The 14,589-nt window shown below is 34.4% G+C and carries 12 protein-coding genes; 10 read left to right on the plus strand and 2 right to left on the minus strand.

Going from position 1 to position 14,589, the window contains the following annotated elements; translation table 11 throughout:
• The 5 genes from ITJ86_RS05570 to ITJ86_RS05590 all read left to right on the plus strand — a co-directional run bounded on the left by ITJ86_RS05570 (position 1) and on the right by ITJ86_RS05590 (position 6,407).
• Positions 1-2,409: a 3-hydroxyacyl-CoA dehydrogenase/enoyl-CoA hydratase family protein gene (locus tag ITJ86_RS05570; protein ID WP_195870632.1), complete on the plus strand. Its 2,409-nt coding sequence runs from the start codon at positions 1-3 to the stop codon at positions 2,407-2,409.
• A gap of 133 nt (positions 2,410-2,542) precedes the next feature.
• Complete coding sequence (locus ITJ86_RS05575; RefSeq protein ID WP_195870633.1) at positions 2,543-2,899, plus strand: four helix bundle protein; 357 nt, start codon at positions 2,543-2,545, stop codon at positions 2,897-2,899.
• A gap of 29 nt (positions 2,900-2,928) precedes the next feature.
• Positions 2,929-4,125 (plus strand): acetyl-CoA C-acyltransferase, encoded by a 1,197-nt coding sequence (locus ITJ86_RS05580; RefSeq protein WP_195870634.1) that lies wholly within the window; start codon positions 2,929-2,931, stop codon positions 4,123-4,125.
• Positions 4,126-4,166: 41 nt separating this feature from the next.
• Positions 4,167-4,526 (plus strand): four helix bundle protein, encoded by a 360-nt coding sequence (locus ITJ86_RS05585; RefSeq protein ID WP_195870635.1) that lies wholly within the window; start codon positions 4,167-4,169, stop codon positions 4,524-4,526.
• Positions 4,527-4,595: 69 nt separating this feature from the next.
• Positions 4,596-6,407: an acyl-CoA dehydrogenase family protein gene (locus tag ITJ86_RS05590; RefSeq protein ID WP_195870636.1), complete on the plus strand. Its 1,812-nt coding sequence runs from the start codon at positions 4,596-4,598 to the stop codon at positions 6,405-6,407.
• A gap of 73 nt (positions 6,408-6,480) precedes the next feature.
• Here ITJ86_RS05590 and ITJ86_RS05595 read toward each other — a convergent pair whose 3' ends face one another.
• The gene (locus tag ITJ86_RS05595) at positions 6,481-7,899 is read right to left on the minus strand and encodes a M56/M15 family metallopeptidase (protein WP_195870637.1); all 1,419 of its coding nucleotides are present in this window, start codon (positions 7,897-7,899) and stop codon (positions 6,481-6,483) included.
• Complete coding sequence (locus ITJ86_RS05600; protein WP_195870638.1) at positions 7,896-8,279, minus strand: BlaI/MecI/CopY family transcriptional regulator; 384 nt, start codon at positions 8,277-8,279, stop codon at positions 7,896-7,898. The genes ITJ86_RS05595 and ITJ86_RS05600 overlap by 4 nt, the downstream gene beginning before the upstream one ends.
• Before the next feature lie 91 nt (positions 8,280-8,370).
• On the opposite strand from ITJ86_RS05600, the gene ITJ86_RS05605 reads away from it, so the two are divergent.
• From ITJ86_RS05605 to ITJ86_RS05625, 5 genes are all read left to right on the plus strand, one after another.
• Entirely contained in the window at positions 8,371-9,945 is a 1,575-nt protein-coding gene (locus ITJ86_RS05605) for a steroid delta-isomerase (RefSeq protein WP_195870639.1), read from the plus strand.
• Positions 9,946-9,994: 49 nt separating this feature from the next.
• Entirely contained in the window at positions 9,995-11,143 is a 1,149-nt protein-coding gene (locus tag ITJ86_RS05610) for a DUF6265 family protein (RefSeq protein WP_230080232.1), read from the plus strand.
• A gap of 6 nt (positions 11,144-11,149) precedes the next feature.
• Positions 11,150-12,496 carry a M28 family peptidase gene (locus ITJ86_RS05615; RefSeq protein WP_195870640.1) on the plus strand — a complete coding sequence of 449 codons (1,347 nt, stop codon included), beginning with the start codon at positions 11,150-11,152 and terminating at the stop codon, positions 12,494-12,496.
• Positions 12,497-12,639: 143 nt separating this feature from the next.
• Positions 12,640-12,900: a hypothetical protein gene (locus tag ITJ86_RS05620; RefSeq protein WP_195870641.1), complete on the plus strand. Its 261-nt coding sequence runs from the start codon at positions 12,640-12,642 to the stop codon at positions 12,898-12,900.
• Positions 12,897-14,528: a M1 family metallopeptidase gene (locus ITJ86_RS05625; RefSeq protein WP_394370112.1), complete on the plus strand. Its 1,632-nt coding sequence runs from the start codon at positions 12,897-12,899 to the stop codon at positions 14,526-14,528. The genes ITJ86_RS05620 and ITJ86_RS05625 overlap by 4 nt, the downstream gene beginning before the upstream one ends.
• The last annotated feature ends 61 nt before the right edge of the window (positions 14,529-14,589 follow it).

Consider the following 14,589-nt stretch of genomic DNA (forward strand, 5'->3'; position numbering starts at 1 on the left):
ATGAGTAAACGAAGAATTAAAAAAATAGCAATTATTGGATCTGGAATTATGGGAAGCGGTATCGCTTGTCATTTCGCCAATATTGGTGTTGATGTTTTATTGTTAGACATTGTACCACGAGAATTAAACGACAAAGAGAAAGCTAAAGGTTTAACTTTAGAAGATAAAGTTGTGCGAAATAGATTAGTAAACGATGCTTTAACAGCCTCGTTAAAATCTAAGCCCTCACCTATTTATAGTCAAAAATTTGCAAATCGTATTACTACAGGAAACATAGAAGACGATATTGCAAAAGTTGCTGACGTAGATTGGATTATGGAAGTTGTTGTAGAACGACTAGATATTAAACAACAAGTTTTCGAAAAGCTAGAAAAACACCGTAAGCCAGGAACCTTAATAACTTCTAATACGTCAGGTATTCCTATTAAGTTTATGAGTGAAGGACGAAGTGAAGATTTCCAGAAACATTTCTGTGGGACTCACTTTTTTAATCCTGCACGATACTTAAAATTATTCGAAATTATTCCTGGTCCAAAAACAGATCAGGCTGTATTAGATTTTTTAAATGATTATGGCGAAAAATTCTTAGGAAAAACGTCTGTAATCGCTAAAGATACACCTGCTTTTATAGGCAATAGAATTGGGATATTTAGCATTCAAAGTTTATTTCACACGGTTAAAGATTTAGATCTCACTATTGAAGAAGTTGATAAATTATCAGGTCCTGTAATTGGTCGTCCAAAATCTGCCACGTTTAGAACTGTTGATGTTGTCGGCTTAGACACTTTGGTTCACGTAGCTAACGGTATCAGAGAAAACTGTCCAAAAGACGAACGTATAGAATTGTTTGAATTACCTGATTTCATCAATACCATGATGGAGAATAAATGGTTAGGTAGTAAAACAGGGCAAGGGTTTTATAAAAAAACTAAAGATGATAAAGGTAAAACCGAAATTTTATCTTTAGACCTCAACACTTTAGACTATCGCGAAAAGAAACGTGCAAAATTTGCTACATTAGAACTTACAAAAACAGTTGATAAAGTTGTTGACCGCTTCAAAATATTAGTAAAAGGAAAAGACAAAGCAGGCGAATTTTACAGAAAGAGTTTTTCAGCCTTATTCGCTTACGTTTCTAACCGAATTCCTGAAATCACCGATGATTTATACAAAATCGATGATGCCATGAAAGCTGGTTTTGGATGGGAACATGGTCCTTTCCAAATTTGGGATGCTATTGGAGTAGAAAAAGGAATCGAGATGATGAAAGCTGAAGGTTTAGAGCCTAACGCTTGGGTAAATGAAATGATAGCTTCCGGAAATTCTTCTTTCTACACCGTTAAAGATGGAGCATCTTACGCTTATGACATTCCTAAGAAATCACAAGAAAAAATTCCGGGTCAAGATGCATTTATCATCTTAGATAATATCAGAAAAACCAACGAAGTATTTAAAAATTCTGGTGTTGTCATTGAAGATTTGGGTGATGGTATACTTAACGTAGAGTTCCAATCTAAAATGAATACCATTGGAGGCGATGTACTTGCAGGCTTAAATAAAGCCATTGATTTAGCGGAAAAAGATTTCGCCGGATTGGTAGTCGGGAATCAAGCCGCAAACTTCTCAGTTGGCGCCAACATTGGCATGATTTTTATGATGGCTGCAGAACAAGAATATGACGAGCTAAACATGGCTATTAAATATTTCCAAGATACCATGATGCGCATGCGATACTCGTCCATCCCAACGATATCTGCACCTCACGGCATGGCTCTAGGTGGTGGTTGCGAATTATCATTACACGCCGATAAAGTAGTTGCAGCAGCCGAAACTTACATGGGACTTGTAGAGTTTGGTGTTGGAGTTATTCCTGGTGGTGGCGGCTCTAAAGAAATGGCCTTAAGAGCATCAGATACCTTTAAAAAAGGCGATGTTCAGTTAAATGTATTACAAGAATATTTCTTAACGATTGGAATGGCAAAAGTGTCAACATCTGCTTATGAAGCTTTCGATTTAGGATTGCTTCAACAAGGCAAAGATGTTGTCGTTGTAAATAAAGACCGCCAAATAGCAGTTGCCAAACAACACGCTAAATTAATGGCAGATATGGGTTATACACAACCTGTAAAACGCGATGATGTTTTAGTTTTAGGTAAACAAGCACTTAGTATGTTTATGGTTGGAACAGACTCCATGGAAGCATCCAATTACATTAGTGAACACGATCGTAAGATTGCTAATAAACTAGGCTATGTAATGGCTGGTGGAGATTTATCTGAGCCAACAAAAGTAAGTGAGCAATATTTATTAGATATAGAGCGTGAAGCTTTCTTAAGTTTATGTACAGAACGTAAGACTTTGGAACGAATTCAGCATATGTTGACTAAGGGGAAACCGTTGAGAAATTAAAAAAGTACTAAGTAATCAGTATTAAGTATTAAGACTGAAACTATAGATAAGTTCAACCAATCTATAAAAATGTTTAGAATCTTGATATTAAATTCTGAAAAACAAAATACTTACAATCTTAATATCAATTACCATGCACAGATTCGAAGAGTTAAAAATATGGCAAAAGGCAATGGACATTACAGAAAATTGTTATCGGGCAACCGATAGTTTTCCAAAAGAAGAAAAATACGGATTAACATCACAACTAAGACGAAGTGCAGTTTCAATTCCTTCAAATATTGCTGAAGGTGCAGGACGAAATACAAATGGAGAATTCAAACAGTTTTTAGGAATTGCGAATGGTTCTTCTTATGAATTATTAACACAATTATATTTATCTAAAAGATTAAACTTAATTACGGAAGAAAAAGTAAGACCAATTATAAATGAAGTTGTACAAGTAACTAAAATGAGTTACGCTTTACAGAGAACGCTTAATAAGTCTTAATACTTAATTCTAAAAATCTTAATACTATTATGAGCAAACAAGCTTACATCGTAAAAGCATACAGAACAGCCGTTGGTAAAGCACCTAAGGGCGTGTTCAGATTTAAAAGAACAGACGAACTTGCAGCAGAAACCATCAAATACATGATGAAGGAACTGCCTAATTTAGATCCAAAACGCATCGACGACGTCATTGTTGGTAACGCTATGCCAGAAGGTTCGCAAGGTTTAAATATGGCGCGTTTAATCTCTTTAATGGGGTTAGATGTTGTTGATGTGCCAGGCGTAACCGTCAACCGTTTTTGCTCTTCGGGAGTTGAAACAATTGGAATGGCAACAGCAAAAATTCAAGCAGGAATGGCAGATTGTATCATCGCTGGTGGTGCAGAAAGCATGAGTGCTGTACCAATGACAGGTTTTAAACCCGAATTAAATTACGATGCCATTGTAAAAGCAGGGCACGAAGATTATTATTGGGGCATGGGAAACACGGCTGAAGCCGTAGCTCAAAAATTCAACGTGTCTCGTGAAGACCAAGATGAATTCGCCTATAATTCTCATATGAAAGCATTAAAAGCACAAGCTGAAGATCGTTTTCAGGATCAAATTGTACCTATAGAAATAGAACAGACTTATATAGATGCCAATGGAAAAAAAGCAACAAAATCATATACAGTTACTAAAGACGAAGGCCCAAGAAAAGGCACAAGTAAAGAAGCCTTAGCAAAACTTCGAGCTGTATTTGCAGCAGGAGGTAGTGTAACAGCCGGTAACTCTTCTCAAATGAGTGATGGTGCTGCTTTTGTTATGGTCATGAGCGAAGACATGGTAAAGGAATTAGGTTTAGAGCCAATTGCCAGAATGGTGAACTATGCAGCAGCAGGAGTTGAACCTCGTATTATGGGAATTGGCCCAGTTAAAGCCATTCCGAAAGCATTAAAACAAGCCGGTTTAAAACAAGATGATTTATCACTTATTGAATTGAATGAAGCCTTTGCTTCCCAATCCTTAGCAGTCATCAGAGAATTAGATTTAAATCCAGATATTATAAACGTCAATGGTGGTGCCATTGCATTAGGTCACCCATTAGGATGTACAGGAGCAAAACTATCAGTTCAATTGTTTGACGAAATGCGTAAGCGCGATATGAAAGGTAAATATGGTGCAGTAACCATGTGTGTTGGTACAGGTCAAGGGGCTTGTGGGGTGTTTGAGTTTCTTTCGTAAAAAGAAATTAGAGATGAGATGTTAGAAATTAGAGCTGAAGCATGAGTATTAGAAAGCGACATAATCATCGAAATTTAAAAATTTGGCAATTAGGCACAGAGATTATGAAAGATGTTTATGATTTAACTTCAACATTTCCGCAAAAAGAAGATTTTAGGCTAACTTCTCAATTAACGGGATGTGCAGTATCAATGCCCTCTAATATCGCTGAAGGTTCTGCACGAACCGATAAAGCTTTTAGCACTTTTTTGGATTATTCATTAGGCTCTTCATTTGAGCTAGGAACACAATTAATAGCGGCTTTACATGCTAAATATATTACTGAAATACAATTCGAACAATTAAACAATAAAAACAACGAATTTCAAAGAATGACAATTGGGTTTATGGGAAAACTATAGCTGTCTAACCTCTTAATTCTAATCTCTCATTTCTTAGATAAATTTGAAAAGACTAAAACTAATAAAATTATGGCTGAAACACAAAACAAAGACATCCTTCGAGGCGGTCAATTCCTAGTGAAGGAAACCAACTGCGAAGACGTCTTCACTCCTGAGGATTTTAGTGAAGAACAAAACATGATGAAGGAATCCGTAATGGAATTCAACGAACGTGAAATCATAGCACACAAACCAAGATTTGAAGCTAAAGATTACGCACTCACTGAAGAAGTAATGCGTAAAGCTGGAGACATGGGCTTTTTAGGTGTTGCCGTTCCTGAAGCTTATGAAGGGCTTGGAATGGGATTTGTATCTACGGTGTTAACTTGTGATTACATCTCGAGCGGAACGGGTTCTTTTAGTACGGCTTTTGGTGCACATACAGGAATTGGTACCATGCCAATTACCTTATACGGAACCGAAGAACAGAAGCAAAAATATGTTCCTAAATTGGCTACAGGCGAATGGTTTGGTGCGTATTGTTTAACGGAACCTGGAGCTGGATCTGATGCCAATTCAGGTAAAACTACGGCAGAACTTTCTGCTGATGGTAAATCGTATAAAATAAACGGTCAAAAAATGTGGATCTCTAACGCAGGTTTCTGTCGTTTAATGATTGTTTTTGCACGTATTGAAGATGATAAAAATATAACAGGTTTTATCGTTGAATATGATATGGACAGTCCAAACGGAATTACTTTAGGTGAAGAGGAACACAAATTAGGAATTAGAGCAAGTTCTACACGTCAGGTATTTTTTAATGATACGGTTGTGCCTGTAGAAAACATGTTAGCAGGTCGTGGTGAAGGTTTTAAAATCGCGATGAATGCACTTAATGTTGGTCGTATAAAATTAGCGGCTGCTTGTTTAGATTCTCAAAGACGAATTCTAACGACTGCTGTGCAGTATGCAAATGAGCGTAAACAATTTAAAACACCAATTGCAGACTTTGGTGCTATTAAAACCAAATTAGCTGAAATGGCTGCAAGTGCGTATGCTGGTGAATCTGCTACGTATAGAGCAGCTAAAAACATTGAAGACAGAATCGCGTTACGTGAAGCTGCCGGAAACTCTCATCAAGAAGCAGAATTAAAAGGAGTTGAAGAATACGCTATTGAATGTTCAATCTTAAAAGTTGCAGTTTCTGAAGATGTACAAAACAGTGCCGATGAAGGCATTCAAATCTTTGGTGGTATGGGATTCTCTGAAGAAACACCTATGGAAGCGGCTTGGAGAGATGCGAGAATTGCTCGAATTTACGAAGGAACTAATGAAATCAACAGAATGTTATGTGTTGGAATGTTAGTTAAAAAGGCCATGAAAGGTCATGTGGATTTATTAGGTCCTGCGCAAAAAGTTCAGGAAGAATTAATGGGTATTCCTTCTTTTGAAACACCAGATTATTCTGAATTATTTTCAGAAGAAAAGGAAATGATTGCAAAACTTAAGAAAACATTCTTAATGGTTGCTGGTGGTGCTGTTCAAAAATTTGGACAAGATTTAGAAGAACACCAACAACTACTTATTGCTGCTGCAGATATCTTAATTGAAATCTATATGGCAGAATCAGCCATTTTAAGAACTGAGAAAAATGTGAAACGCACGAGCGAAAAAGAGCAATCTGCTCAGATCGCTATGGCGAAATTATATTTATATCACGCTGTAGATATCGTTGAAGAAAAAGGAAAAGAAAGTATTATTTCTTTTGCCGAAGGCGATGAACAACGTATGATGTTAATGGGATTGAAACGTTTTACGAAATATCAAAACTATCCAGATATCGTAGATTTACGTATTGAAGTAGCGGAAAAAGTAAAAGCAGAGAATAAATACTGTTTCTAAAATTTAGTTAAGTTGAATGGTAAAAGCCAATTCTTCCCCTTTCATGATTTGGGTTGAATTGGCTTTTTTATTTTTATTTATTGTTTCTAATTTCTAATAAGCCATCAAAAATGGATTGTGCAATTTTTATTTGTTGGTCTTTATCTGTAAGCACTACTCTATCACTTTTATTCGTCATAAAACCTAATTCTAAATAAACACCAGGAACAGAAGTGTTTCTTAATAAATATAAATTTGCTTTCTTGATTCCTCTACTTGAAAAATAATTCTTTTGATGTTCAACTAAAATGTTAGCATATTTAAGACTTGTATCACTATGCTCATTTTCTGAATTGTAATAGGCCTCTGTTCCGCTTATAGATTCATCATGATGTGCATTACTATGTAAACTTAAAAACAAATCTGGATTTTTAATATTTATAAATTCTGCACGTTCACTTAATTCTAAAAATTCATCTTCATGACGTGTTAATATAATTTCAACATTTTCATCACTCAATGAAGCTAGTACATTTGAAATATTTAATACAACATCCTTCTCTAAAATACTATCAGATAAATTACCCGGATCTATTCCACCATGTCCAACGTCGAGAACAACCACAAGGGGTGCTTTTAAACCTTTGTAAGAACTAAACACAAAGATGCCTGCAAATAATAAGATTACAGAAGTAATTTTTAGGGTTTGTTTTAATACTGATGATTTTGATTGATGTAACATAATAATTCGATTTTTGATTTGAATGAAATTAAATCCGCTAGTTAAAGGAATGCGGTATTCCTTATGTCCTAAATTTATAATGGTATTAGAATAATTTTCAATGTCAATACCTGAAGAGACTGATTTATCATCAGCAATATATTCGTGATTTTGAAGTACAGCTTTTTTGTACAACCATACAAATGGATTGAACCAAAATGCACAAATAATTAGTTCTATCATAATGATATCTAAGGTATGCTTTTCTTCAAAATGCACTGTTTCATGTTTAATAATGCTTTCAAAATCTTCCGTATTTAAAACCTGATTTTCACTAATAAACATATAATTAAAAAAGCTCGATACCAGTTCAGAATCATTATTCTTTATTATTTTGAGCTTTCCAATACGTTTATGCTTCCCCTTGGTCAATTGATATATTTCAAAACTATTCTTCAAAAATCGAAAAACAAGAAAAAGACTAATTGCTATATAAATATAGATCCAAATGCTTGTTGATGGACTGACCGTTTCAACCTTTTTATAAGTAACCTCGTCAATATTTTGAGATACGGCAACTGAATCTGAAAATGACTGAATAGGAATCTCTGTAATACTCGGAATTGTCTTGAATATTTCAATCTCTAATAATGGTGCCAACAAACAAAGTACCAAAGACCCCAAAAGAAAGTAGCGGTTGAATTGAAAAGTTTTCTGTTTTCTTAGCAACAAGAAATAAACTGTATAAGAACAACCTAAACTAATAATTGTATACATAAAATAACTGATCATTTACCTTTCTTTTTAGTCATTTTTTCATTTAATAATTCTTGAAGCTCTTGTAGTTCTTCCATTGACAAATCAGCATTTTTAGTAAAAAACGAAGCGAATTGCGCTTTTGAATCGTTAAAAAAATGTTGAATCATTCCATTAACTTGCTTTGTAAAATAATCGTTCTTTTTAAGAATTGGATAATATTCTTTGTCTCTTCCCAAACGGTTAAACCCAATATAATTTTTATCTGTCATCCGTTTTAATAATGTTGAAATTGTTGTATAAGCTGGTCTTGGCTCAGGAAATTTCTCAACAATATCTTTCATGAATCCTTTTTCAAGCATCCATAAGTACTTCATAATCTGCAATTCGGATTTGTTTAACTGTTTTATATCCACAAATATAGTTTTAATACTACAAATGTAGTAATAAATTTAAATGGTGCAAATCATCCGCAAAATTTCTATCTTTAAAAAAAAATGATTCGTTATGCGCTATCTCTTAATTTCTATATGCTTCATACCATTTCTTAGTTTTTCACAATCCAACACCGAAATATTCCTATTTGATATCAATACTAAGCATTCAAAAATTGAAATCAGTAACGGTAAAAACCTTTCAAACAATAAAGGTTACGATAATCAACCTTCGTTTGTAGATGATCAATCTATTCTATTTGCTTCAACTAAAAATGAACAAACAGATATATTAAAATACAATACATTAGATTTTTCTAAAACGTGGATCAGTTCTACAGAAGGAGGAGAATACACACCATTACAGATGCCGAATAAAAATGGTGTATCTGCCGTTCGGTTAGATAAAGACGGAAAACAACGTCTATATGCTTATGATATGATTACAGGTGAATCCACTGAACTCATTAAAGATGTCGTGGTGGCTTATTATACATGGTTCAATGAAAGCATAATTGTTTCCGCTGTCATAGAAAATGACGATTTAAATTTATATGTTCATGATATAAAAAATGGCACCAATAAAAAATACGCTTCTAAAGTTGGGCGTTCATTTCATAAAATTCCAAACGCTAACTTAGTTAGTTTCATTTCAAAATCGAATAGTAATTTATGGCAAATTAAATCCCTTAATCCTTTAACAGGTGAGATAAAGCTTATCGCTAACACAGTAAAAGGTGTAGAAGATATATGTTGGTTAAATAGCAAAACTCTTCTATCGAGTAAAGGGAGTGTGCTATATAAGCTAACGCTTCAAAAGGATTATAATTGGAAAAAAGTTAAAGATGTATCTGATGATGGAATTGAAAATATTACACGCTTAGCTGTTAATTCAAAAGGTTCAAAATTATTGCTGGCTGGTGATGTCGCAGAAGATTATAGTCTATTAAGTATTATGGATTCAAAACTTCAATTAATTGAAGATCATGCAGCACAAATTGTTGACAAACATATTGATCCTTTTAACAATCGAAATTTAAAAGAATTTTCAAACGCTTTTAATATCAATGTTATTGTAAAGAGTTTTCCTGCTGAAATCATGTATTATGGTAGAGATAACCTCATAGAACATTACAAATTATTTTATGAGAATAACGAGAAATCAAGCGTTAAGGTTGTAAATAGAATGACATTAAAAAATGTGGTTATAGATGAAGAACTTGTTACACTTAATAATACCACAAAAAGACAAGTTACCATTTATGAAACAGACGATGATGAAATAACCACAATGACATTTATTGAAAATTCTAAATTAAAAAAGAAGCAAGAAGTCTTAATAAATGAACAAATAGAAATGTATAATAAAAAAGATGTGAAGCCCTATGGAAGAACATTTTCTACTGATGTTAAGGTTTATAATTTTCCGCATGAACTCTCAATAGATGGTAGACCTGCTTTACGCGATCAGTATATTTCATTAGTAGAAACAACACCCAATTTATATGCCGAAATCGTAAACAGAATAATAATTGGAAACAAAGTAATTGACAAAATAAAAACAACTATAAACGATACCATTGAATATACCGTAGCGATTTATGAAATTGAAAACGGATTGATTTCTGCTGTCACTTATATAAAATAACTTTTTCACCAATTAAAACCAGCCATTCATTACAACTAAGTACCACTACATGAAACAACTACTCATCCTGCTACTCGCCTATTCATTAACCTCTGCAACACAAGCCCAAAACGTTTTAGAACCAAAACTAGAAAACATCGCATGGATTTCGGGTACATGGCATGGCGAAGCTTTTGGAGGCCTAGTAGAAGAAATTTGGAGTGAACCTTCGGCTGGCAGTATGATGGCAAGTTTTAAGTTTATAAATGATGGCAGAGTGTCTTTTTACGAAATCGAAGTTATTAGAGAGGTAGAAAACACATTGTTACTTCAATTAAAGCATTTTAGATCCGATTTAAAAGGTTGGGAATCTAAAGATGAGACCGTTGATTTTCCATTAATAGAAATCACAGAAAATAAAGTGGTTTTTGAAGGTATGGTTTTCGAAAAAGTAAGTCCAACCGAAATGAATGTCCATGTTGATATCGAAGAAAACGGAAAAACAGAAACGGTTACATTTAATTATAAAAAGCAAGTAAAAGAACCAAAACACATCAATCAACTGAACATTGTAAAAAAAGCAAAAGTAAAACCTATAATTGATGGCAAAGCAAATGATGCTATTTGGTCTGATACCGTTTGGTTACCTTTAGATCAATTATGGCTTGGTGACCCTTATACCGAAGATGACTTTTCTGGTCGTTATAAATTATCTTGGGCAGAAGACGGTCTTTATCTTTTAGCTGAAATCACGGACGATGTTCTTGTAGATAATAATCCAGATCCATTAGAAGCATGGTGGGACGACGATTGTTTAGAGATTTTTATAGACGAGGACAATAGTGGTGGCGAGCATCAATACAACCACAATGCTTTTGCCTATCATATTGCTTTAGATGGAAATGTGGTAGATATGTCAACAAAAAAAACGGGAAAACTCTATAATTCTCATATCGAATCTAAACGAATTACAACCGGAAACACATCTATTTGGGAGGTGAAAATATCTATTTTTGATGACAGTTATAAAGATGATGCAAAAAACACACCATTAAAGTTACAAGTAGGCAAAGTGATGGGATTCGCTCTAGCCTATTGCGATAATGATACGAGTAAAACACGAGAGAACTTTATAGGTTCTGTTTATGTCGAAGGTGAAGATAAAAATAGAGGTTGGATAGATGCTAATATTTTCGGAACTTTAAAACTAAGAAATTAAAACCTTATGAAATATTTATTAGCCCTTATTGTCCTTGTGTTCTCATTCACATCACATGCCCAAACCGATCAAAAAATCTACGATATAATTGATGCGGTTTCAGAGCAACGATTAAAACAAGATGTAAAAACCTTAGCCGATTTTGGAACGAGACATACCCTCAGTGATACTATTTCAGATACAAGAGGTATTGGAGCCGCACGTCGTTGGATAAAATCTGAATTTGAAACCATTTCAAATGATTGCGACAACTGTTTAGACGTTTTTTATCAGAAAAATTTAGTTAAAAAAGGAGAAAATCAACGTATCGTTAAAGATGTTATGGTCGTTAATGTGGTTGCCATACAGCGTGGTACTAAATATCCCAATCGGTTTATTATAATGAGTGGTGATATCGATTCTAGAGTTTCAGACCCTATTGATTTCACATCAGATGCGCCAGGTGCTAATGACAATGCTACCGGAATGGCAGGAGCCTTAGAAGCCGCACGTGTTTTATCACAATATCAATTTGAAAATAGTATTATTTACGTTGGACTTTCAGGTGAAGAACAAGGCTTATTTGGAGGAAAAGGATTAGCTAAATATGCCCAAGAGAATAATTGGGACATTATTGGAGTGTTGAATAATGATATGATTGGAAATATTTCTGGTGTCGATGGAGTGATTGACAATAGAACCTTCCGAATTTTCTCAGAACCCATTACAACAGCTGAAACAGATCCCGAAGCATTAGCAAGCCAAGCAAGAGCACGTCGTTTTTATGGTGGAGAGGTTGATGGTATTTCACGTCAGTTAGCACGCTATGTATATGAAACTACTCAAACATATATGCCAGAAATGAATCCGATGCTAGTCTATCGTTTAGATCGATTTGGTCGCGGCGGACATCACAGACCTTTTAATGATGCCGGTTTTGCTGGTATTAGAATTATGGAAGCGCACGAAAATTACACACAACAACATCAAGATATTAGAACTGAAAATGGAATAGATTATGGTGATACTTTTGAGCATGTTAACTTTCCATATTGTAAAAAATTAACTGCAGTAAATGCCATCACTATGGCAAGCCTTGCCTCTGCTCCACCGTCACCAACCGAAGTGAGTATTGGAGGTATTGTTGAAGCATCTGCAAAATTAAAATGGACGGAAGTTGAAGGTGCTAAAGGCTATAAAATATACTGGAGAGCGACCACTTCACCAACTTGGGATCATAGTCGCTATGTTGAAGATATTACTGAATTTACTTTAGATGGTATTGTTATTGATAATTCTTTTTTTGGAGTTGCGGCTGTAAGTGCTAATGGCCATGAAAGTGTTGTGGTTTTTCCGAATAAAATTTTAAGATAATAGTTCTGTCAATCCTGCTCAGGTATGAATCTAAAAACCATATTATACATATGTTTAAAAAACTAATATTCTACACCCCAGAAGTGTTCTTAATCATTTCAGTTTTGTATTATTGGTCTTTAACTGCTCATACTTTAAATCCTATGGCCATTGGACTATTGGCACTTCTTATATATCAAATTATCAAGAAAAATATTACACTCGGCTTAATTATTTCATCTGTATTTTTCTGCCTCTCCTTAGTCTTAATATTAGCATTATTTTCAGAATTATCAGAATTTAATGGAATTACACAAGATTGGAACGACCTCGTTATTTTTGGTTCCATATATCTTGGAATAAACTTAATACTGGCAGGATTTATGTTCTTTAAATATTTGAAATTAAAAACCACTAAAAATTGAAAAACAAGTTACTCATAGTTTTTGTTCTGGCATTTTCAACATTACAAGCCCAACTACTTCAAAATAAGAAAACGTTCACCAAACAAGACACGCTAAGAGGAAGCATCACTGCAGAACGCGAATGGTGGGATTTAACCTATTATCATTTAGATGTAGACATACAACCTGAAGAGAAATACATTTCTGGAAAAAACCTAATTACCTATAAAGTTTTAAGTCCTCATACCGTAATGCAAATCGATTTGCAGAAACCATTAAAAATCACCAAAGTGATGCAATATGGAAAATCACTAACATTTAAACGAGATGGAAATGCATACTTTATAAATCTTATTTCCAATCAGAATATTGGAGAAGTCCATACCGTAGAAGTATTCTATGAAGGTGAACCAAAAGAAGCTAAAAATGCACCTTGGGATGGTGGATTTTCTTGGAAAAAAGACAACAACGGCAAACACTTTATAGCTACGTCTTGTCAAGGATTAGGTGCAAGTGTGTGGTGGCCAAACAAAGATCACATGTACGATGAAGTAGACAGTATGCTCATCAGCGTAACAAATCCAAAGGGTTTAATGAATGTTTCTAACGGTCGACTTAGAGAACTAGTTGAAAATGATAATAACACGGTGACATCGCACTGGTTTGTTAATAATCCGATTAACAATTATGGTGTGAATGTGAATATTGGTGACTATGCTAATTTTTCTGAAGTTTATACAGGTGAAAAAGGTGATTTAGATATGGATTATTGGGTCTTAAAAGATCATCTAGAACTCGCAAAAGAACACTTTAAAGACACACCAAAAATGATGGAAGCGTTTGAGCATTGGTTTGGTCCATATCCATTTTATGAGGACAGTTTTAAACTCGTTGAAGTCCCTTATTTAGGTATGGAGCATCAAAGTTCAGTAACGTATGGCAATCAGTATAAACAAGGGTACTTAGGAAGCGATTTATCTGGCACAGGTTGGGGCTTAAAATTCGATTTTATCATTATCCACGAAGCTGGCCATGAGTGGTTCGCCAATAATATTACCAATAAAGATATTGCAGATATGTGGATTCATGAAGGCTTTACCTCCTACTCAGAAAATCTTTTTCTCGACTATTATTACGGTAAAGAAGCTTCTGCCGATTACGTGATTGGCACGCGAAAAAACATTCAAAACGATAAGCCTTTAATTGGTCATTACAACGTTAACAATGAAGGCTCTAGCGATATGTATTACAAAGGTGCAAATTTACTTCATACACTTCGTCAATTAGTTGAAGATGACGATCAATGGAGACAAATCCTTCGTGGTTTAAATTCTGAATTCTATCATCAAACAGTGACTACAAAACAGATTGAAGATTACCTCAGTAAACACACAGGTATTGATTTAAGCGCATTTTTTAATCAGTATTTAAGAACCACTAAAATTCCCACTTTAGAATATATAATTGATAACGGTGAGTTAAAATACCGTTGGACAGATATTGTCAGTGACTTTGACATGCCAATTCAAGTTGGCATTGATGGAAAAACGCAATGGTTGTTTCCTAAAGCGGAATGGCAGACTAAAACGATTAATGCTGATGAGATTACCATTGATCGCGATTTTTACGTTTACGCAACTAAACTATAGAAAAGACCTATCAGGTTTTAAAACAAAAGATTCCGTTTTCTCGGGAAAAGAACAAGACGTA

Origin of the sequence: Winogradskyella marina (genome assembly GCF_015645385.1) — a bacterium.
Classification (GTDB): domain Bacteria; phylum Bacteroidota; class Bacteroidia; order Flavobacteriales; family Flavobacteriaceae; genus Winogradskyella; species Winogradskyella marina.

Bases quoted from the DNA above. Each gene is read 5' to 3' on its own strand.
- ITJ86_RS05570 (WP_195870632.1), top strand. From the start codon at position 1: ATGAGTAAACGAAGAATTAAAAAAATAGCAATTATTGGATCTGGAATT.
- ITJ86_RS05575 (WP_195870633.1), top strand. From the start codon at position 2,543: ATGCACAGATTCGAAGAGTTAAAAATATGGCAAAAGGCAATGGACATT.
- ITJ86_RS05580 (WP_195870634.1), top strand. From the start codon at position 2,929: ATGAGCAAACAAGCTTACATCGTAAAAGCATACAGAACAGCCGTTGGT.
- ITJ86_RS05585 (WP_195870635.1), top strand. From the start codon at position 4,167: ATGAGTATTAGAAAGCGACATAATCATCGAAATTTAAAAATTTGGCAA.
- ITJ86_RS05590 (WP_195870636.1), top strand. From the start codon at position 4,596: ATGGCTGAAACACAAAACAAAGACATCCTTCGAGGCGGTCAATTCCTA.
- ITJ86_RS05595 (WP_195870637.1), bottom strand. From the start codon at position 7,899: ATGATCAGTTATTTTATGTATACAATTATTAGTTTAGGTTGTTCTTAT.
- ITJ86_RS05605 (WP_195870639.1), top strand. From the start codon at position 8,371: ATGCGCTATCTCTTAATTTCTATATGCTTCATACCATTTCTTAGTTTT.
- ITJ86_RS05610 (WP_230080232.1), top strand. From the start codon at position 9,995: ATGAAACAACTACTCATCCTGCTACTCGCCTATTCATTAACCTCTGCA.
- ITJ86_RS05615 (WP_195870640.1), top strand. From the start codon at position 11,150: ATGAAATATTTATTAGCCCTTATTGTCCTTGTGTTCTCATTCACATCA.
- ITJ86_RS05620 (WP_195870641.1), top strand. From the start codon at position 12,640: ATGGCCATTGGACTATTGGCACTTCTTATATATCAAATTATCAAGAAA.